The sequence below is a fragment of the Rhodoblastus acidophilus genome, from assembly GCF_025961575.1.
Lineage (GTDB): Bacteria > Pseudomonadota > Alphaproteobacteria > Rhizobiales > Beijerinckiaceae > Rhodoblastus > Rhodoblastus acidophilus_C.
Genome location: NZ_JAOQNX010000007.1, coordinates 161,180 through 178,332, shown reverse-complemented (window position 1 = coordinate 178,332; position 17,153 = coordinate 161,180). Strand labels below are relative to the sequence as shown.

Annotated in this window: 21 protein-coding genes and 1 tRNA gene; 14 read left to right on the top strand and 8 right to left on the bottom strand. The window is 62.3% G+C overall.

The annotated features are described in order from the left end of the window. Positions 1 to 363: 363 nt before the first annotated feature. Positions 364 to 3,570 carry a cadherin domain-containing protein gene (locus M2320_RS07135; protein WP_264596671.1) on the bottom strand — a complete coding sequence of 1,069 codons (3,207 nt, stop codon included), beginning with the start codon at positions 3,568 to 3,570 and terminating at the stop codon, positions 364 to 366. A gap of 119 nt (positions 3,571 to 3,689) precedes the next feature. Between M2320_RS07135 and M2320_RS07130 the strand changes: the two genes are divergently transcribed. Then, positions 3,690 to 4,043, top strand: a complete 354-nt coding sequence (locus M2320_RS07130) for a helix-turn-helix domain-containing protein (RefSeq protein WP_264596670.1) — start codon at positions 3,690 to 3,692, stop codon at positions 4,041 to 4,043. A 7-nt stretch (positions 4,044 to 4,050) separates the two neighbouring features. Here M2320_RS07130 and M2320_RS07125 read toward each other — a convergent pair whose 3' ends face one another. Together M2320_RS07125 and M2320_RS07120 are read right to left on the bottom strand one after the other, a co-directional pair. Beyond that, positions 4,051 to 4,239, bottom strand: coding sequence for a hypothetical protein (locus tag M2320_RS07125; RefSeq protein ID WP_264596669.1), 189 nt, complete (start codon positions 4,237 to 4,239; stop codon positions 4,051 to 4,053). Then, on the bottom strand, positions 4,236 to 4,475 hold the full coding sequence (locus tag M2320_RS07120; protein ID WP_264596668.1) for a helix-turn-helix domain-containing protein: 240 nt from the start codon (positions 4,473 to 4,475) through the stop codon (positions 4,236 to 4,238). Before M2320_RS07120 ends, M2320_RS07125 begins: the two co-directional genes overlap by 4 nt. A 93-nt stretch (positions 4,476 to 4,568) precedes the next feature. Here M2320_RS07120 and M2320_RS07115 point away from each other — a divergent pair, with 93 nt between their 5' ends. From M2320_RS07115 to M2320_RS07095, 5 genes are all read left to right on the top strand, one after another. Next, positions 4,569 to 4,856: a hypothetical protein gene (locus M2320_RS07115; RefSeq protein WP_264596667.1), complete on the top strand. Its 288-nt coding sequence runs from the start codon at positions 4,569 to 4,571 to the stop codon at positions 4,854 to 4,856. A gap of 27 nt (positions 4,857 to 4,883) precedes the next feature. Further along, positions 4,884 to 5,168: a hypothetical protein gene (locus tag M2320_RS07110; RefSeq protein WP_264596666.1), complete on the top strand. Its 285-nt coding sequence runs from the start codon at positions 4,884 to 4,886 to the stop codon at positions 5,166 to 5,168. A 147-nt stretch (positions 5,169 to 5,315) separates the two neighbouring features. Continuing rightward, a complete protein-coding gene (locus M2320_RS07105) occupies positions 5,316 to 5,927 on the top strand; it encodes a hypothetical protein (RefSeq protein ID WP_264596665.1) in 612 nt (203 codons plus the stop codon). 13 nt (positions 5,928 to 5,940) lie between these two features. Continuing rightward, entirely contained in the window at positions 5,941 to 6,339 is a 399-nt protein-coding gene (locus M2320_RS07100) for a hypothetical protein (RefSeq protein WP_264596664.1), read from the top strand. Between the two features lie 245 nt (positions 6,340 to 6,584). Beyond that, entirely contained in the window at positions 6,585 to 7,016 is a 432-nt protein-coding gene (locus M2320_RS07095) for a hypothetical protein (RefSeq protein WP_264596663.1), read from the top strand. Positions 7,017 to 7,158: 142 nt separating this feature from the next. Here the strand turns inward: M2320_RS07095 and M2320_RS07090 are convergent, their stop codons facing one another. Next, the gene (locus M2320_RS07090) at positions 7,159 to 7,683 is read right to left on the bottom strand and encodes a hypothetical protein (RefSeq protein ID WP_264596662.1); all 525 of its coding nucleotides are present in this window, start codon (positions 7,681 to 7,683) and stop codon (positions 7,159 to 7,161) included. Here M2320_RS07090 and M2320_RS23350 point away from each other — a divergent pair. From M2320_RS23350 to recD2, 3 genes are all read left to right on the top strand, one after another. After that, positions 7,567 to 7,905, top strand: a complete 339-nt coding sequence (locus tag M2320_RS23350) for a helix-turn-helix domain-containing protein (protein ID WP_425540661.1) — start codon at positions 7,567 to 7,569, stop codon at positions 7,903 to 7,905. The genes M2320_RS07090 and M2320_RS23350 overlap by 117 nt on opposite strands. Before the next feature lie 134 nt (positions 7,906 to 8,039). After that, positions 8,040 to 8,933, top strand: coding sequence for a tyrosine-type recombinase/integrase (locus M2320_RS07085; RefSeq protein WP_425540660.1), 894 nt, complete (start codon positions 8,040 to 8,042; stop codon positions 8,931 to 8,933). Further along, positions 8,930 to 11,110 carry an SF1B family DNA helicase RecD2 gene (recD2, locus tag M2320_RS07080; RefSeq protein WP_264596660.1) on the top strand — a complete coding sequence of 727 codons (2,181 nt, stop codon included), beginning with the start codon at positions 8,930 to 8,932 and terminating at the stop codon, positions 11,108 to 11,110. Before M2320_RS07085 ends, recD2 begins: the two co-directional genes overlap by 4 nt. A gap of 156 nt (positions 11,111 to 11,266) precedes the next feature. Here recD2 and M2320_RS07075 read toward each other — a convergent pair whose 3' ends face one another. Continuing rightward, positions 11,267 to 11,446, bottom strand: a complete 180-nt coding sequence (locus M2320_RS07075) for a hypothetical protein (protein ID WP_264596659.1) — start codon at positions 11,444 to 11,446, stop codon at positions 11,267 to 11,269. A gap of 684 nt (positions 11,447 to 12,130) precedes the next feature. Here M2320_RS07075 and M2320_RS07070 point away from each other — a divergent pair. Together M2320_RS07070 and M2320_RS23345 are read left to right on the top strand one after the other, a co-directional pair. After that, positions 12,131 to 12,559 (top strand): hypothetical protein, encoded by a 429-nt coding sequence (locus M2320_RS07070; RefSeq protein WP_264596658.1) that lies wholly within the window; start codon positions 12,131 to 12,133, stop codon positions 12,557 to 12,559. Between the two features lie 38 nt (positions 12,560 to 12,597). Beyond that, positions 12,598 to 12,837 (top strand): DUF3761 domain-containing protein, encoded by a 240-nt coding sequence (locus M2320_RS23345; RefSeq protein ID WP_425540659.1) that lies wholly within the window; start codon positions 12,598 to 12,600, stop codon positions 12,835 to 12,837. 195 nt (positions 12,838 to 13,032) lie between these two features. On the opposite strand, the gene M2320_RS07065 is transcribed toward M2320_RS23345, so the two are convergent. From M2320_RS07065 to M2320_RS07055, 3 genes are all read right to left on the bottom strand, one after another. Further along, complete coding sequence (locus M2320_RS07065) at positions 13,033 to 13,275, bottom strand: hypothetical protein (RefSeq protein ID WP_264596657.1); 243 nt, start codon at positions 13,273 to 13,275, stop codon at positions 13,033 to 13,035. Positions 13,276 to 13,764: 489 nt separating this feature from the next. Beyond that, positions 13,765 to 14,001, bottom strand: coding sequence for a hypothetical protein (locus M2320_RS07060; protein WP_264596656.1), 237 nt, complete (start codon positions 13,999 to 14,001; stop codon positions 13,765 to 13,767). 239 nt (positions 14,002 to 14,240) lie between these two features. Further along, positions 14,241 to 14,317: transfer RNA gene (locus tag M2320_RS07055), tRNA-Arg, on the bottom strand. A gap of 304 nt (positions 14,318 to 14,621) precedes the next feature. Between M2320_RS07055 and rpmH the strand changes: the two genes are divergently transcribed. From rpmH to yidC, 3 genes are all read left to right on the top strand, one after another. Continuing rightward, the gene (rpmH, locus tag M2320_RS07050; RefSeq protein WP_184430288.1) at positions 14,622 to 14,756 is read left to right on the top strand and encodes a 50S ribosomal protein L34; all 135 of its coding nucleotides are present in this window, start codon (positions 14,622 to 14,624) and stop codon (positions 14,754 to 14,756) included. Positions 14,757 to 14,862: 106 nt separating this feature from the next. Beyond that, complete coding sequence (gene rnpA / locus M2320_RS07045; RefSeq protein ID WP_264596655.1) at positions 14,863 to 15,204, top strand: ribonuclease P protein component; 342 nt, start codon at positions 14,863 to 14,865, stop codon at positions 15,202 to 15,204. A 2-nt stretch (positions 15,205 to 15,206) separates the two neighbouring features. After that, positions 15,207 to 16,997: a membrane protein insertase YidC gene (gene yidC / locus M2320_RS07040; RefSeq protein ID WP_264596654.1), complete on the top strand. Its 1,791-nt coding sequence runs from the start codon at positions 15,207 to 15,209 to the stop codon at positions 16,995 to 16,997. Positions 16,998 to 17,153: the final 156 nt, after the last annotated feature.

Here is a 17,153-nt window from a genome sequence, read left to right as displayed (position 1 = left end):
GATAGGCGCGCTCCTGTCAGCTTTCACGCCGCAAGAGTGCGCCAATTTCTTCGCCGCAGCAGGATATGATCCGGATTAAGTCGAATCCGCTCTAGGTCCATTTTTTGGAAAATAGATTGAAGTTCAAACTGTTGAGGTGCTGACGAACATTGAAAACGTCGTAGAGCGCTGTCACTGGTCGGGTAAAGCGGAGCCCGGAATGCCCGTCGCAGCTGAACTAACCGCCTTGGCCTCAAAAGGTTTGTCGGAGCAATGCCCCGGCAAACCCTTGTTTATCCGACACGCCAGCAGAGATGCAGGCGGTCACTGTTTCGAGGGGGCGGTCGCGCGCACATAGGAAGAGCGATAGCGGTTCGCCTGAGATCACAAGCTGAAATCTGACGCGACCAGTGACGTGACACCGGTCAGTCTGATCCCGAAATCCGCGACCCTGTCGCCGTTGACGTCGCCCGTGACCATCATGGACGATCCCGACACCGCGGCGCGCAACTGGCCAGCGACACCCGTGAACGCAGCCGACCCGATATAGGTAAAGGCCTGATCGCCCGCCGCCAACGTATTGGCGTCGATTGCGTAAAGGTTGATATAGTCCCATTGCGCATGGGAAAAGTCGGTGATGGTATCCTCAGCGCCGACCGCGCTGTCAGCGATCGAGCTGTAGACAAAGGCGTCCATCTCCGTTCCGCCGGTGAGAACGTCCGCGCCGACGCCTCCGCATAGGTAATCCGAGCCCGCGCCGCCGTTGAGGGTGTCGGCGCCGCCATAGCCGAACAGATAGTCGGCCCCGCCGAGGGCGGAGAATGAGTCCGGTGCATCCGTGCCATACATGTAGTCGGTGGAACTCGTGCCATATCTCAACGTCGGATTTTCGTTGACGTCTGTAACAGTGACTTTCAGCGCCTGAACATCGACCATCACACCGTCGCTCGCCGCGACAGCGAGTTCATAGATGTTGTCGCGATTGACGTCGGTCGGCGCCTCGTAATCCGGCGCCGTCGCGAAGCTGAGCGTGCCGCCTGCGGAGATGGTGAACCGGGATGCGTCGGCGCCTCCAGCGATCGTCCAGCTGATCGCCGCGCCCTCCGGATCGCTCGCGGTGAGAGACGCGACTGCCGTGGTGTTTTCGGCGATCGAGTAAGTCGCGGCGTCCCCTGCGCCGCCGGAAGTAATGACCGGCGCCTCGTTCACGTTGGTGACCTTCACCGAAACGGTCTGCGTCCCCGACAACGCGCCGTCGCTCGCTGCGACGATGACGTCGTAGACATTGTCGCGGTTGGCGTCGGAGGGCGCCTCGTAATTGGGCGCACTGACAAAGCCGAGCGCGCCCGTTTTTGCATCAAGGACGAAACGCGCGGCGTCCGCACCGCCGGCGATGCTCCAGGTCACGACGCCGCCTTCGGGATCGGCGGCGGTCATCGTCGCCACGGTGGCGAGATTTTCGGCGACGGACACGCCGCAGGCGGCGGTGCCGCCGCCGGAGGTGATCACGGGAGCTTCGTTCACATTCGCCACCGTGACCAGCAGCGCCTGGGTGTCGGACATTTGACCGTCGCTCGCGCGCACCGTGACCTCGTAAGTCCCGTCGAGATTGGCGTCAGCTCGCTTTTCATAATCCGGCGCCGAGACGAGGCGTAGCGCGCCGGACTTCGCATCGACGGTGAAGAAAGCGGCGTCGGCGCCGCCAGCGATCGACCAAGCGAGTGTATCGCCGTCCGGGTCGGTCGCCGTGAGCGTCGTCACCACTTGGCCGTTTTCCGCAATTGTGAGACTGGCCGCGTCGGCGGCGCTAAATGAAGTGATGATCGGCGCGTGATCTTGTACGACGGAGACGCGAAGCATTTGCGTGTCCGCAAAAACGCCGTCGCTCGCCGAGACCGTGACCGCGTAGACTCCGTTCGCATCGGCATCGACGGGCGCTGAGGCGTTTGGCGCCTGCTTAAAGGCTAGCGCACCCGTGCCGGGGTCGAGGGCGAAAAAGGCCGCATCGTCGCCGCCAACGATCGCCCAGGAAACCGCGCCACCGTCAGGGTCGGAGGCCGCGAGACTGACGAACGCCGAGGTTCCGCCCGTCGACTTGATGTCAGCGGCGTCGGCGCCGCCGAAAGAGGTGATGACGACGGGCTCATTGACATTGGTCAGCGCGATCCGCACTGCGCAATCGGCGGTAGAGGTTGCGTCGAACGCGCGCAATACGACGTCGTAGATGCGGTCGCCGCCCTGGTCACGCGGCGCCTCGTAGTCCTGCGCCTGCGTGAAGGACAATTGGCCGGTCGTTGCGTCGATAGCGAACAGTCCGGCGTCAGCGCCGCCCGCGATGGCATATGTAATGGTTGCGCCCGCGCGAGTGGAATTCGCGACAATGGTGGCGATCTGCGTCGCGCCCTCGGCGATAGACAAATGGGCGGGATCGCCGGCGAAGGCTATGGTCGGCGCGAAAATGCGGGAGCTGACCTGAATAGTGTCGCCGCCAGTGGCCATGTCCGTCCAGGACACCATGAAGGCGCCATTGTCGAGTGCTGTTAAGACAGGCTGAATTTGATCGCCTTCTGAGTCGATATTGGCGCGCATGGGGCCGGCCGTGTTGCCTGAGGAGTCAAACACCTGGACAGCGATCGACGTGCCCGAGCCATCGTTGAAAATATCGTAATTCGCGACCCATGCGATCGCGAGTCCGCCGCCGGACAGGGCGACGATGTCGGTCTTGGCGGAAACACAGCCTGCGCCGTAGAGCTGCATCGCTGTGGTGAGTTTGGGCCCAACCGCGACGCCTTGGGACGAGAAGCGCTGCACGACCTCCATTGCGTTCTCTTCCCAATGTGCCGCGAAGCCGCCGTCTGCGAGTGCCGTGATGCTCGGCGCGGTCGCCGAGACGCTCAAGTCGCTGAGCGCGACCTCGCCGCTGAGCGCTTGCCCAGATCCATTGTAGATGCGCGCCTTGATCTGCGATCCGCCACCCCCGACGCCGCCGTCGCGCCATGTCACGACGAAGCCGCCGCTCGTGAGCGCCGCCATACATGTGTCGGTCTGGTTCCTGTTGGTTGCGACATTGATCTGCTGTTCCGCACCGACAAGGGCGCCGGTAGCGTCATAGCAGCGCATGTGCATGCTTGATCCCGACGTGTCGCCCCCCGTCGTGCGCTGGTCGCTCCAGGCAAGCGCAAAGCCGCCCCCGGCGAGACCGACCACCGTCGGCAGCGCGATCGAACTGCTATAGGGCGCCAGGTCCAGCACGCCCGTCGTCGCCGCGCCGGTGGCGTCGAACATGCGCGCGTGCTGTCCGTTCCAATCTTCCCACGTCACGATGAACCCGCCGTTCGGCAGGGCGGCGACGCTCGGCAGATATACGCTGCCGGAAGAAGCGATCGCCGTGATCTCGCCTGTGAGCGGCTCGCCGCTCGGGCTATAAAGACGCAACTGGATTGACTGGTCCGCGGACGAGCCATTCTGCATATCGCGCCACACAGAGACGGAACCGCCGCCGGCCAAGCGCGCTGTATCGCACTGACCCTGTGATCGCGCGTAAGTTTCGTTGACGTCAAATTCGTTGCTTACCGCAAGGTATTCGGTCATGTAAGCCTCCAATGAATAGCATCACCTTGGGGCAATTCGATAAACTTTGTTTAAATGTCGTGCGCCATAATTTGTCCCCGCCGGACACCTTCTTTGCTGGATGACGGAACCAGAGCGCCATGACGGACAGCCAACCCAAGCGGATCAAAGCAAAAGCCGCGGCGGAAATGTTGGGTGTCACGCCTCGGACGGTTCAGGCGCTGGCCGGCAAGGGCGCACTGCCGGGGGCCGCGAAGATCGGCGGCTTATGGACGTTCGATCCGAAGAAGCTGACGAAGTTCATCGCAGACAAAGAGGCGGAGATTGCTGCGCGCGCTGAGTGGGAGCTACGGCCGCCCGCGTGGAAAACGTCGCACTTTCAGCCGCGATCAAGCCCGACGAAATCCGCACAGTCCTTTGACCGGGCTATGGAAATATTGCGCAACGGCGGCAAGTGGTCAAGGGAAAGCGGCCGTGAAAAAGGTCCGCGGTGAGCGTCACTCACCAGAGCGAAATCCCTTTTCCGGGCTCAACCGGTGGCTCTGGCGCATCGGGCTTGGCTGAAACCGGAACGATCCGAATGACGCCATCCACGCCGATCTCCACCATCATGTTGGCGCCGGTTTGCTGAATCGCCTTGATGGCCCTGGCGATGTCGGCTTGCGTGAACCGCGCGGCTCTTCGGCTCACGAATTATCCTTTTTAAGCCTAACGCCCGGTCCTTCTCCGTTTTCAGCAATGAAAATTACGCCTGCGGCCGACAGCGCATTTTCAATGTCGAGCAACGTGCGATCGAACGGCTGACGCTTTCCCCCTTCAAAATTCGCAATGGTCGATTTTGTAACGCGCGATGCAGCGACCAGGTCGTCTTGGGACCATCCGAGCAGCGCGCGAGCTGCTCGGCACTGCGCGGCAGAAATTGTCATTTTGATATCACCTTGCATTTTTGATATTGCGAAGCTTATGGAATGAGGTTATATCAAAAGTGTTGTTTAGAGGCAATTACGGGATGGGCGCAGATGGCACGCCGGCAATTTTACCTGACCCGCTCGGAAATCTTCGCCGGCGCCTGGCGTCGTTTCCGCGATGCGCGCGGCCCCAAGGCCACGCCGCGCCAGCACCCACAGTATTGGGCAGCCTGCCTGCGCATGATGTGGGCGGCGGCCAAGGGCGACGCCGGTTGGCTCATGGCCTTCCGCGACGATGCGCGCCGTGAAGCCGCCCACACGCCGCCGCGTCGCAGCTGGACCGTCGGGCGCCCGCGCAGCCGGAGCGAACTCCGCCTCATCGCCGCCTTCGCAGCCTGATTTCACCACCCGAACCGGAGACGCTTCATGTCCATCGCTCGTCACATCGAACTTGCCCGCCAGCATCTCCGCGCTGGCAATCCTGGCGCCTACGCCCGCAGCATGAGCGGCGGCATCCGCTCTGCGCTTTCGACCCGCGCCGCAAACCGGTACCGCCGCGCGATCGCCGAGGACAAAGCCGAGAGCTTCTTCCGCAACCTCGACTCCTCGTGCCCGACAGCACTGGAGGGCTGGGCTTCAGGCAAGATCGCCCAATCTCGCGGAGGGAGCGATCTGCCAGCTATTTCAACCGCACACCTAAAGTTAGGCTGATCCAGAGAGAGATTTGCAATGCCAACCAACTCGACCCGCCGCCTTTTTCTCGCGACCGGCTCCGTCGGCGCCGTGGCCGCCCTCTGTGGCGCCGCTCCTGCTGCCGTCCCCTCGGCTGTCGTAGCCTCGTCCGTAGCAAGTTCTGCCGTGGATCCGATCTTCTCGGCCATCGGCGCCGTCCGCCGCGCTCGCGCCGCCTATGACCAGGTCCGCGCCCCTATGCTCGCCGCGCACCAAGAGCATCCTATTTTGCGCACGTGCTTCACGTTCGAGGCGAAGGCGGATGGCGACAGTGAAAAGGTTTCCACGCTCCATCACCTGAACGCTTGGCTTGATCGGCAGGGGCCGGTCTGCGCCGTCGACTGCAAACGCACGTTCGCCGAGGCCGCGGCGCGTGTCCTGAGCATTCCCGAACCGGCCGTCGCCGATCCGTCGCCGGAAGCGCTGGCGGCATGGGAGGCCAAACGCGCGGCCATTGTCGTCGAATTCGAGCGCGCCAAGCAGGCCTATGACGAGGCGCAGGAGGAGGCGCGAGCGGGCATCCATTACGACGCGATCGATAAAGCCGCTGACGCCTTGGAGGCGGCAGAGACTGCGGCCCTGGCGACAATCCCAACGACGGCCGCCGGCGGTGTGGCGCTCCTGCGCTTCTGCCTCGAGGCGATGGAGCGATATGACGATCATCGCGAAGTCGAGCCGGCCATGCTCAACGCGCTCGCGGTGCTCGAGGACGCACACGGCGCCGGCGTACTCACCTGAAGGAGCATGCGCTATGACCACCACCCTCCATGTCTACGATCGTGGCGTCATCATGCGCCGGGCATGGGCAATTGCTCGCCAGCGACGCGAAGAACAGGCACGCCAGGCTTTCGACCTCGACGTGCGTGTGATCGCCGGCCGCATCGTCCATAACAAGCCGCTGTCGGCGCACATCGCGGCCATTCCCCTCGACCTCGGCACCACGCAGAAGCTGGCCTGGGCTGAGGTAAAAGGCATTAATTGTCAGAACGATGCCAATGGGTCGCCCCACGGCGGGGCGCTTATCGTCCGCGCCACCGTGGCGCGCACATTGGCTCCGCTGCGCCGGATGCGGTTCGCCCGCGTGCTCCGGCTGATGTCGACCGTCGCGCGCTGGATCGGTTCGCGCTTCATCCTGGCGCGCGCAGCATGAGGGTGTCGGTTGAAGCGACACCCTGCGTATTGGTCCGCCTTTGGAGGGTGGGCAGATTGCCAACCCTTGCGGAGAGCGGTCCCCCAAAAGGGGGAGCTTGAAAATCACAGGGGTATGCCGGTCAGCACTCCCTTGAGGAGGGAGCGGTGAAACGCCCCCCCTTTTTGTCCGAAATTCGGACGATAACTTTCGCGCACGTGTGAGGGCGGGAGTTTTTCGGAAATCACTGAAAAAGGAGCACAACCATGAACAACGCCTCGTCGGCGAACGCCACCGCTTTGCCTGAATTTCCCTTGGCGCCGAAAGACATTCCGAATCTCTACGGTCTAGAGGTCGTCGCGCAGAAAATGGAGCCTGTGTTTAGCGACGGCGACGCGCTGCTGTTCAGCAAGACGGCTGCGCTGCACAACGGCGACACAGCTCTTATCATTGTCCGTCCCGAGTTCGTCCCGGAGGGCTATGCACAGTTAATGGTGAAGCGCATCGTGATGGGCCTCCCGCCCGGCCTAACGCTTCCTTGGGATTGGACGCCGGGAACCGTGCGTTACGTCGTGATCGCCGAACAGACGAATCCACCCAAGAGCTACACCATTCCAGCCGATCAGATCGCGGCGATCCATAAGTGCCTGGGGCCTTATCCAGCCAATGGATTCCTCCCGCAGGACGGCGAGCAATGACCAGTTCAACTTCTCGCCGTCTTTTCCTCACTGCGGGAACGACAGCTTCCGTCTTCGGCGCGCTGGGCGCTGCCATCGGGGCCAACGCCTCGATTGGCTCTGACCCAGTATTCTCATCGACGCTTCCTGATCTCATTGACGCTCACCGCAAGGCGTGCGCCGCAGCGAAGATGGCGACGCCGGAGGAGGAGATGGGCGCCAAGAGGCGCGCATCAAGGCCGCTTACCTGTTGGAAAACATAGAGTTCAACGAGTTCTGTCTTGATGAATTCAAGGCATTCGTCCGCTCGTTTCTGGCTTAAGATGGCGGCTATGACGGAATCAATCACACCCGCTCCGAAACGCATCACCATCCTTCGCCCGTCCGACATGCCCGAACAATGTGCATGCGCGTCACGGGCGCTGCATAGAGCCGGTTCATCCCATCCCGCGCCGCATGAGGCGCATCGTTCACAGGAGGTGCCAATGTCGAAGAATTTGAGCGAACGCCAAGCAATTCTCGCGGCCGGTCCAGCGGCTGAAGGCGCGGCCTCGGACTCGGAGCGGCGGGTTTGAACCAACTCCTCACTCTCCAAGAAGCCGCCGAGCGTCTTCGCATTTGCGAACGGTCCTTGCGGGCTTTCGTGGACGCTGGAGAAATCGCCTATATCGATCTTGCCCGCCCGCACTCCAAGCGGCGCCGGATGGTTTTTGACCCGGCAGACCTTGAGGCATTTGCGACGGAGCGCCGGAGGAAAGCATGTCCGTCTTCAAGCGGAAAGACTCCCCGTATTTCTGGTATGAATTCTGCCTTCAAGGCGCTCGATTTCGCGGCTCTACGGGCAAGCAGAGCCGCCGAGAGGCAGAAATTGCCGAGCGAGAGTGCAAAGCCGAAGCCGCGCGGGAGATAGAGAGAAGAAAATCCGCCGAGCGGGTTTTCCGAGGGCATGGGGTTCTGACGCTCGGTCTGGCAATCGCGCGATACTGGCAGGAAAAGGGCCAGTTCCTCGCCGGCTCGGATACGGTCCTGCGGAACCTCGAACGCATGTCCGAGCATTTCGGAGAGAACCGCCCGATGACCGATATCCAAGACGCCGAAATCGCGGCATGGGTCGCCAGCCGCCGCGCCGAGACGGCATGGGGCCGGAAAGATCAGGGCAGGATTCAAAACGGCACCGTGAACAGGACGACCGTGGACGCCCTCCGCAAGGTCTTCGGCCACGCCCGCGACGCATGGAAGCTGACCTTCCCCGATGAGCCGAAATGGTCGAACCACCGCCTCAAGGAGCGTGAGACCATCGGCGTCGAAATCAAGCGCGGCGATCAACAGGCTATCGCCGACGCCATGCCGGAGGGGTATCGCGAGGTCTGGCTGTTCAGCCTCGCTACCGGCCTGCGCCTTGCCGAATGCTTCATGGAATGGTCGCAGGTTGACATGGAGAAGGCGACGGCGACGCTGACGCAGAAGGGCGGGAGAGAGCGGCAGGTGATTCTTGGGAAGGCCGCCATGGCGATCCTGGGCGCCCAGGTCGGCAAGGACCCGGCTCACGTCTTCACCTATGTCTGTCGGCGCCGGGGCGGAAAAGGCGGCAGGGAGAAGCGGCTTCGCCAGCGATATCCGGTCGCCTATGAAGGCCTGAAATCTGCCTTCGCGCGCGCGGCGGCGCGGCTCGGCCTGAAGGTCCGCTTCCATGATGCCCGCCACACCATGGGCTCAGCCATGACGCGCGCGAAAGGCTTGAAGGCCGCGCAGCGCCAGCTCGGGCACGCGCGAATCGAGACGACTGCCAAGTTTTACGCCCACGTTCTGGACGATGAGCTCCGCGACGCGATCGATGCAGCAATCCCCCACATCGCGGGGAGGGAGGTCATGGCTAAATCATCGGACGAGGCGGCCCTGCACAAGCAGGCGCGGGCCCGGCCGGCGACGATCCCATGAAGCCGGGCGCCGACGGATTACCGCCGAAGGACACGCTGGTCGGCTCCGTCGAGCGCGTGACCTTCCACAACGAGGATAACGGCTTTGCCGTCCTTAAGGTGAAGGCGCGCGGCCATCGCGACCTGGTTCCGGTCGTCGGCCATGTCGCATCGATATCCGCCGGCGAGTTCATTCACGCCGTCGGCGTCTGGTTCACGGATCGGGCGCACGGGCTGCAATTCAAGGCCGAGTTCCTGAAAACCACGGCGCCGACGACGGCCGAGGGGATCGAGAAATATCTCGGCTCCGGCATGGTGCGCGGCATCGGGCCGAAACTTGCCGAGCGAATTGTCGCCCTCTTTGGCGTGCGCACCTTCGAAATCATCGAGGCCGAGCCGACGCGGCTGCGCGAAGTGTCGGGCATTGGGGAAATGCGCGCCGCGCGAATCGCCGCCGGCTGGGCCGAGCAGAAGGCCGTGCGCGACATCATGGTTTTCCTGCACTCCCATGGCGTGGGAACCTCGCGCGCGGTGCGGATCTTCAAGACCTACGGCCACGAAGCCATTCAGGTGATGACGGAGAACCCCTATCGCCTGGCGCGCGACATCCGCGGCATAGGGTTCCGGACAGCCGATGCCATCGCCATGAAGCTGGGCATGACGAAGAACGCGCCCCAACGGCTGCGCGCCGGCGTTTCCTTCGCGCTCCAGGAGGCAGCTGACGATGGAAATTGCGGCGTTCCGCGCGCCGATCTGCTCAAACTGGCCGGCGAACTGCTCGATATCGACGCCGGCGCCATCGAGGACGCGCTGGCGTTCGAACTCGAGGGCGGCGAGGTGGTCGCCGACACGATCGGAGGGAAGGACTGCATCTTCCTGCGCGGGCTCCACGCGGCCGAGCGCGGCGTGGCCGAACGTCTGCGGGCGCTTGCTGACGGCGCGCCGGCCTGGCCCGCCATTGACGCCGACAAGGCCATTGCATGGGTCGAGGGAAAGACCGGCAAGCAACTCGCGCAGTCGCAGCGCGCCGCCGTCGGACAGGTCCTGGCGGCGAAGGTCGCGGTGATCACCGGCGGCCCGGGCGTTGGCAAGACGACGCTGCTCGACGCCATCCTGCGGATCCTCGCGGCCAAGAAGGTCGAGCTGTTGCTCGCGGCGCCGACAGGCCGCGCCGCCAAGCGGATGACGGATCAGACCGGGCTCGAGGCCAAGACGATCCATCGGCTGCTGGAGACCAACCCGAAGGAGGGAGGCTTCAAGCGCAACGCCGAGAACCCGCTCGCCTGCGATCTGCTGGTGATCGACGAAACGAGCATGGTCGACGTCTCGCTGATGTTCGCGCTGCTCAAGGCGATCCCGCCGGCGGCGGGGCTGCTGCTCGTCGGCGACGTCGACCAGCTGCCATCGGTGGGCCCGGGTCAGGTGCTCGCCGACATCATCACGTCCGGCGCGGTTCCCGTTGCGCGCCTTACCGAGGTGTTCCGCCAGGCCGCCGAGAGCCGAATCGTGGTCAACGCCCACCGGATCAACCGCGGCGAGATGCCGGAATGGCCCAAAAGCGGCGAGGCGTCCGATTTTTTCTTCGTGGACGCCGGCGAGCCTGAACAGGGCGCCGCCAAGGTCGTCGAGATCGTGCGCGACCGCATCCCACGCCGCTTCGGCCTTGATCCCGTCCAGGATGTTCAAGTGCTCTGTCCTATGCAGCGTGGCGCGCTCGGTGCCCGCGCCCTGAATGCGGACCTGCAGAAGGCGTTGAACCCGTCGCCGGCGGAAAAGGTCGAACGGTTCGGCTCCATCTTCGCGCCTGGCGACAAGGTGATGCAGACCGAAAACGATTATGATCGCGAGGTTTTCAATGGCGACCTCGGCCGCGTCGCCGCGATCGACATGGACGAGCAGGCGCTCACGGTGAATTTCGACGGGCGCGACGTCGTCTATCCTTTCGGCGAGCTCGACGCGCTGGTGCCGGCTTACGCGACGACCATCCACAAGTCGCAGGGCTCGGAATATCCGGCGGTGGTGATCACGCTCGCCACCCAGCATTACACCATGCTTGCGCGCAACCTGATTTACACGGCCGTGACGCGCGGTAAGCGCCTGGTCGTCGTCGTAGGCCAGCGGCGCGCCCTGGCGATGGCCGTCCGAAATGCTGGCGCGCATCGTCGCTGGACGCAGCTGCGGGAGTGGCTTACGGGCTGAGTTCAGAGTGGTGCGACAAGCCCCGGCTGCCTTCGCCCAGCTTGTCGAATTCACGCTGCAGCTGCGTGTCCGGAGCTCCTGAATGCGCCCCGTCATAAAAGAAGCCGCTTCGGCGTCGCTACCCGCCGGAGCGGCGAAGTTGAAACTATGGGATTGTTAGGCCGCTCGCGCGGCCTTCGCTTCGAACCGCGGTGCAATCGACTTCAATTCAGTAAGAGCGGCTTCGATATGTCTAATGGCGCGGGCTACCGCTTCAGGGTCTGTTGCCGCGGTCAGTTCTGCGTGCGCGTAGAAAAGGTCAATCAAGGCGCGCTCAGTTGATTTTGAGTTATCCATTCGGCCGGCACTCCATCGTCGGCATCAAATGCCTGTATGGAATCGGTACCGGGCGTCGAATCTCACGTGAAGGTCACGTCGGGTTAATCTTAACACGTTAACCGGAAACTCGGCTTTGGTGGCTTGCTGCCAAATACCGGGCTTGCGGCATTAGGTAGCAAGCTCACCAAGTCCGTCTCTTGAGCGATTGTCTGATTGCAGCGACAATTGAGGAGAGATGACAGAAGTTTCGCAGAATGAGCGCCGTATATCTGTGACCCTGGCGATCTTCTGCGGGCCTAATGCGGAAAGCCGGTGTCGGGAATATGCTCGCTCCAAATACGGAGCTTAATGATCGACCTCTAGCGCGACGCGTTCGATGCGGCTTTGCGGGCGCGTGTGCTTATTTTTCGTATGCCATGGGCCGTCTTGGATTTGCGGGGATTGGACATGGCAAAGTTCCAAGCAGCGCCATTCCCCTCCTGGAACAAGCCCATTGGGGCTCTGCCCCGCGAATTGAAAGACCAGAGCGTGTTCCGAGTTGTCGCTCCCATAGCCAACCACATGCGGACAAACCTCGCGACGAAACCCCTGGTAAGAAAGGACAAGTTGTTTTTTCTGCGCAATCGCTTCGAGGAATAATTCAAAAACCGCGCTTGGCACTCCGACGCTCCCAAAAAATAGATCAATAGGGGTGATGCGGGCATGGCCGATCCCCTCGCAATCTCCATTCTCCGCCGCAAGCGCGATGAAATCGAATCCGCAATTGCCGCATATGAAGCCAAGATAGAGGAAGCCAAGCGCGACCTCTCAGCGGTGAATACGACGCTGCGGCTTTTCGAGTTGAACGGCGAGCCCGAACAGTTCCCGGTCTATGTCGAGGTTCGCCACCTCTTCAAGCGTGGGGAGATCGTGAAGCTCTGCCGCGCTGCACTGGCTGAGGAAGGTCCGCTGGATAACCGAGAGCTTGCCTTGCGCGTTGTCCGCGCCAAAGGGCTGGACGAAGGCGACAAGGTTCTGAGGAAGTCGGTTTCGTTCAGGATCGTGCAGGCGCTTTCCATGGCGGCGCGGCGGGGTACGGTCGGCGATGGCGGAAAGCGCAAAGGTGTCAGGCTATGGACAACTGAAACGTAACAGCGCACCTTCCCAAACGTTGATTTTGGGGATTGCGCATGAAGGGCTTAGCTTTGGCGCTCGCCGCCATCTTTTTTGTCTCGCTTGCCTCAAATGCGGAGGCATATCGCTGCAATCGGCGCCACTACCGCAATTATTACGGGGTCATTGTCCACTCGCCCTCATGCGGGCGCCACGGCGGCCACAAAATGGCGATCTGCCGAGACGGGAGCCGCAGCTATTCGCATCACCGGCGCGGGACCTGCTCGCGGCACCATGGCGTCAAGCGCTGGCTATAAGACACCTGTGGTTGCGCAGGACGCCATTCGCGCAAAACAAAACCCGCCCCAGTGGTGTAGCGACACTGGGGCGGGCCAACGCTGGCTGAGTCGCCGCGTCTGCGGTCGAGGAGAACCGCGCCTCAAAGTTAATGGTGCGAAGGCAGGCTGCAACCAACTTAGCGGTTGAGCGTTCCCAGTGATTCCCCCTCCTGTTTAGGAAATCATAGACCGGCGGCGCTGATTGCCTCTCGGGCCGGATGCTTGCGGGATTATGTCCTCAAGCTCATCCCCGTCATAAGCCGGGGACAGCCCGATAAGCTCTTGGATCGCTAGCGCGACATATTTGCTGCCTTCGGCCATAGCGGCCTCGGGGTCGCCGGCCTGGTCAAATTCAGCAAGGACGTAATAGAGGTTGACCAGCGCGCGGGCTATCGCGGCGTTTCTTGCGTCTGTCATGTGGCCCTCTCGGATAATGGGCCGATCCGCTCTGGGGCGTCGAATGAAGCAGTCCGGCCAGGCTGCGACCGCTATGACCAAACTCTGATCGCGATGAAATTGGTAGGCCAGTGATTCCGCCGCATCAACCAACCATGCGGTTGCAAGTCGTTGATTCTTGGCTTGGTGAGCTTGCTACCTAATGCCGAAAAAGCCTGCTCAATCGGAGCTTGGAGCGGGCAAGTCGGCGATAGTCGTATCGCAATGTTTATGAGGAGCAACGTGTGGCGCGTTGCCGGGGCAAGACTGGACTGGAGTCCGTTTCGTGGCGTTGCCCGCGCCAAAAAGGCCCACAGCAGCCCACAAAGCGGCGGCACCTGTGGATTCCCCGGATGTGCGAGGCGTGAGGCTTGGCGTATAACGCTGACGACGCTTGGCAACTTCGCGCTACACCGCGATAAAGCGTTGTCCTAGCCCGGCCAATGCGCGCCGGGCTTTTTTTGGCTTCTGTCAGTTTGATATCTGGCGCGCCCTTTTTCGGGTCGGTTCCTTCCCAAGCGCGCTCACGATCTGCCCGACGTCGTCGTCGTGGCAATAGATTACTTCGAAGCGAGGCATATCGGCGGCAGCCAGCTTTGCTAATGGTCCGCGCCAGACGATGGCGCCTGCGGCAACGCAGGTCACAAAGCCGCGCTCATCGTGTGCGCTGGCTTCTATCGTCCAGCCGTCCGACTGATGAGGTTCCATCGCTCGCTCCTCTTCGTCGGCGTAGAGGGTAGGTTCTGGTTCTTATTGTGCAATGCGATATGTCATTGCGCGCACCGATGGAAGTGAAGTGGCCCACAGAGCCACGCACGGTGAACACCGGTCGCGGGGTTTTTTCGGGTGAGCGTCGATTTCCGGAAATCGCTTACCGAATGCTTACCGCAACGCAAAAACCCGGCACAACGGCCGGGCTTTTTTGCATCTAAGTGTTTGAATTTTAATGGCGCGCCCGAAAGGATTCGAACCTCTGACCCCCAGATTCGTAGTCTGGTGCTCTATCCAGCTGAGCTACGGGCGCCTTTCGCAGCAGCGCTTGGCCGCCGCGACTGAGGGGGTGTCTAACGGCTCCGAGCCGGCTTGGCAAGTCTGATTTCACGATTTTTTCGTAGCCGCGTTTCCCACAGCCGACGCGTTGACTTTTCGCGAACCTTGCCTCTATAAGGCCGCTCGCGATTTCGGCTTCGCGCCGACGTCGATGGGCGTTTGCGTCCTGATCAAGTCAATCCGATCCAGGACCAGACGGGAACCGGCGAAAGCGCGAAATTTTTGGACACATGGCGCGGGCTTAAATCCCGGCGCTCAAGAGAAACCGGAGCAGACCCGTGAAGCGGACTTATCAACCCTCCAAAATCGTGCGCAAGCGCCGTCATGGTTTTCGCGCCCGCATGGCCACCGTCGGCGGCCGCAAGGTGCTGAATGCCCGTCGCGCCCGCGGCCGCAAGCGTCTCTCCGCCTGATCGCGCGGCGCCGTTGCGCGCCATGCCCCGTCCCGGTGACGGCGATTCTTGCTCTCGCCGCCCTTCGGCGCCCGCCGAAGGCGCGGCGTCGGCATGTCCGGAGCGCTTGAAAAAGCGCGCGGATTTTCTCGCCGCCGCCAAGGGACGACGCCAGCATCAGCGCTGTTTCGTGATGCAGGCGCGCAAGCGGCGCGAAGCGCAAGGTTCGGCGCCGCGCTTCGGATTCACTGTCACGAAAAAGACAGGCAATTCCGTCATACGCAATCGCATTCGTCGTCGCTTGCGCGAGATCGTGCGTCTCCATGCCGCTGGGGACGCGAGGCCGGGCATGGACTATGTTCTGGTCGGCCGCATCGAGGCGCTGACCGCCGGCTTTGACGACCTGCGCCGCGAATTCCTGGGCGCCCTGCACAAACTCCATTCCGCCGAACGCAAGCCAGACCGCTGAACATGCAGAACGATCAAAAAAATCTCATCCTCGCCATGGCGCTGTCGCTGATGGTGATCGTCGGCTGGAACTATTTCTTCGCCAAGCCGAAGGTCGACCAGGCGCGACAGACCACCAGCCAGCTCCAGCAATTGGGCGGCAAGCCGGCCGATCCCAACGCGCCCCAGCCCGAAACAGCGGCGGTCGCGCCGGTCGTCCCGACCGTGAGCCGCGCCGACGCGCTCGCGGCGAGCCCGCGCATCGTCATCGACACCAAGAATCTGTCGGGCTCGTTGGCTTTGAAGGGCTCGCGGCTCGACGACCTGTCGCTGAAGGCCTATCGCGAGACCATCGATCCGAATAGCCCCAACATTGTGCTGTTGTCGCCCTCCGGCGCGCAGGACGGCTATTTCGTCGACCTCAATTACGTCGCGCCGCAAGGCGTCGCGCTCGACCTGCCCAAGGCGGACACCGTCTGGAAGGCCGACGGCCAGCGTCTGACCGAAACCACGCCCGTGACCCTGACCTACGACAATGGCAAGGGTCTTGTGATCAAGCGCAAGATTTCGGTCGACGAGTTCTACATGTTCACCGTCGCCGACACGGTCGAGAACAAGGGCAAGGACGCCGTCAACTTCTTCTCCAACGCCACCATCACCCGGCAGGGCGAGCCCGCGACATCGGGCTACGCGGTGCTGCATGAAGGCTTTATCGGCGTGATCGGCGCCGACCAGGCCTCGACCGAAGTGACCTATGCGCAGATCGCCAAGGAGACCAACAAGGCCAAGGTTTTGCCGGTCGACTCCTATGCTGTGGGCGGATGGCTCGGCTTCACCGACAAATATTGGGCGACGGCGATCGTTCCCGACCCGGCGCGCGGCTACAAGGGCTGGTTCCGGATGTTCCCGGGCTTCAAGCCGCAGTACCAGACCGACGCGTTCGGCGAGCAGCGCACCCTTGCGCCCGGCGAGAGCGCCACGCTGTCGACCCGCGTCTTCGCCGGCGCCAAGGAGAGCCGGGTCCTCTCCTATTACCAGAACGAGCAGGGCGTCAGTAAATTCGACATGCTGATCGACTGGGGCTGGTTCCATTTCATCACCCGCCCGATGTTCTGGCTGCTCGAAACCCTGTTCGCGCTGGTTGGCAATTTCGGCGTCGCCATTCTGCTGATCACGCTGATCGTCAAGATCCTGTTCTTCCCGCTGGCGAACAAGTCCTACGCCTCCATGGCCAAGATGAAGATCATCCAGCCGAAGATGAAGGAGATTCAGGAGAAATACGCCGACGACAAGCAGCGGCAGCAGCAGGAGATGATGAATCTCTACCGGACCGAAAAGGTCAATCCGGTCGCGGGCTGCCTGCCGGTGCTGTTGCAGATTCCGGTGTTCTTCTCGCTGTACAAGGTGCTGTTCGTCGCCATCGAAATGCGGCACGCGCCGTTCTTCGGCTGGATCCATGACCTTTCGGCCCCCGATCCGACCAATGTGTTCAACCTGTTCGGGCTGATCAACTACGATCCCACCACGCTCCCGGTGTTTGGCCACCTGCTGCATCTCGGCATCTGGCCGCTGATCATGGGCGTGTCCATGTGGGTGCAGATGAAGATGAACCCGGAGCCCACCGACCCCGTGCAAAAGACGATGTTCGCGTGGATGCCGGTGATCTTCACCTTCATGCTCGGCTCGTTCCCGGCGGGTCTGGTGATCTACTGGACGTGGAACAACCTCTTGTCCGTGGCGCAGCAGGGACTGATCATGAAGCGCTCCGGCGCCAAGATCGAGCTGTTCGACAATATTGTGGGCAAGAAGAAGTAAGGCTTTCCTCTCTCCCCGCTATGGCGGGGAGGGCGTCCACATGGGAGCGACGCGCTGAGCGTCGCGCTGTCCTGACGACGTCGAGGCCAACGCCCCAGCCCCTCACCCCTTCCCTCTCCCCGCACGCGGGGAGAGGGGGCGCCAGCAATGGGCGCC